Raw genomic sequence first — 1,949 nt, forward strand, 5'->3', positions numbered from 1 at the left:
GGCAAGCCCCCGGACCCCCCGAGCGGCTCCGCCGCGAGGGGGGCGCTGCCCCGGCCGTGTCGGCCTCGGGTGGGTGCGGCGGCGCTCTTGTCGCCGCCGAAGGCGGTGGTGTCGGGGGGCCGGGGGCGGAGTCCCCGGTTTCGGGGAGGGGTGGGGATGGGGAAGGGAACCCCCCTGACGGCGGCCGGTTTACGTTGCACCTGGAGAACTTCGAAGGGCCCTTCGACCTCCTCCTCCAGCTGATCGCCAAGCACAAGCTCGACGTCACCGAAGTCGCCCTCTCCCAGGTCACCGACGAGTTCATGGCGCACCTCCGCGCCATGGGGCCCGACTTCGACCTCGATCAGACGACCGAGTTCCTGGTCGTCGCGTCCACGCTGCTGGACCTGAAGGCGGCCCGGCTGCTGCCCGCGGCCGAGGTGGAGGACGAGGCGGACCTCGCGCTGCTCGAGGCGCGGGACCTGCTGTTCGCCCGGCTGCTGCAGTACCGGGCGTACAAGCGGATCGCGGCGATCCTCGGGGAGCGGATGGCCACCGAGGGGCGCCGGCGGCCGCGTACCGTCGGGCTGGAGCCGCGGTTCGCGGAGCTGCTGCCGGAGGTGGTGCTCGGGATCGGGCCGGAGCGGTTCGCCGCGCTCGCGGTGAAGGCGATGCAGCCGAGGCCCGCGCCGCAGGTGTACGTGGATCACATCCACGCGCCGCTGGTGAGCGTCCGGGAGCAGGCGGAAGTGGTGGTCGCCCGGCTGCGGGAGGCCGGTGAGGCGACGTTCGAGGAGCTGACCGCCGACGCGGCGGACGGGCTCACCGTCGTCGCCCGCTTCCTCGCCCTCCTGGAGCTCTACCGGGAGCGGGCCGTCGCCCTCGACCAGGAGGAGGCGCTGGGGACGCTGAGCGTCCGCTGGACGGGGGAGGACGGCGGCACGCCTGTGGTTACTGACGAGTTCGACCGGGGAGCCGAGGAAGAGGCAGAGGAAGGGGAAGCTGCGGAGTGAGTGTTGTGGTCAGCGGTATCGAGGACGAGGCGGGGGGCGTGGGCGCGCTGGCGCTCGGGCCCGCCCTGGAAGCCGTCCTCATGGTCGTCGACGAGCCCGTCACGGAGGAGCACCTCGCCCGGATCCTCGAACGCCCCCGCCGCGACATCGCGGCCGCGCTGCGCGCGCTGGCCGACGAGTACACCGCGCAGGGCCGCGGATTCGAGCTGCGGGAGGCCGGCGGCGGGTGGCGGTTCTTCAGCCGGGCCGCCTACGCGGACGCGGTCGAGGCGTTCGTCCTGGACGGCCAGCAGGCCCGGCTGACGCAGGCCGCGTTGGAGACCCTGGCCGTCGTCGCGTACCGTCAGCCGGTCAGCCGATCACGGGTCTCCGCGGTGCGCGGGGTGAACTGCGACGGCGTCATGCGCACCCTCCTCCAGCGCGGCCTCGTGGAGGAGACGGGGACGGAACCCGAAACAGGTGCGATCCTGTACAGGACGACGAACTATTTCCTGGAGCGGATGGGCCTGCGCGGTCTGGACGAGCTTCCCGAGCTCGCACCGTTCCTCCCGGAGGCGGACGCGGTCGAGGGCGACTCCCAGGAGGGGGTCCCGTCGTTCGACCCGGACGCACCGGACACCGAAGCGGACGACAAGACGGAACTTTGATGCGAAGCAGCGGCAGGAACAGCGGAAGCGGCAACCGGGACAACCGGGGCGGCGGCGGCCGGAGCGGTGGCGGCCGGAGCGGCGGTTCCCCCCGTCCGTCCTCCGGCGGCGGGCGTGCGGGCGGCGGCCGCTCCGGCGGCGGGCGCTACGACGCCGGCCGTTCCGAGGGCGGGCGCTCCGAGGGCGGGCGTTACGAGCGCCGCGACGACCGGCAGGACGGCCGGCGCGACGATCGGCGCGACGACCGGCGGCAGGAGCAGCGCCCGCGCCGCCCGCGCCCGGAGGAGCGCCGCTACGACGTCGGCCCCGA

The 1,949-nt window shown here is 74.2% G+C and carries 3 protein-coding genes; all 3 read left to right on the plus strand.

Translation table 11 applies throughout. The annotated features are described in order from the left end of the window. Positions 1-992, plus strand: a 992-nt coding sequence (locus JNW98_RS35450) for a segregation and condensation protein A (protein ID WP_263421541.1), incomplete at its 5' end; no start/stop codon positions are given. Beyond that, on the plus strand, positions 989-1,639 hold the full coding sequence (gene scpB, locus JNW98_RS35455) for an SMC-Scp complex subunit ScpB (RefSeq protein ID WP_223772371.1): 651 nt from the start codon (positions 989-991) through the stop codon (positions 1,637-1,639). The genes JNW98_RS35450 and scpB, both read left to right, overlap by 4 nt. Then, the coding region (locus JNW98_RS35460) for a hypothetical protein (RefSeq protein WP_223772372.1) at positions 1,639-1,949 on the plus strand (311 nt) is incomplete at its 3' end. The genes scpB and JNW98_RS35460, both read left to right, overlap by 1 nt.

The sequence above is a fragment of the Streptomyces huiliensis genome (assembly GCF_020037025.1).
Taxonomy (GTDB): Bacteria; Actinomycetota; Actinomycetes; order Streptomycetales; family Streptomycetaceae; genus Streptomyces; species Streptomyces huiliensis.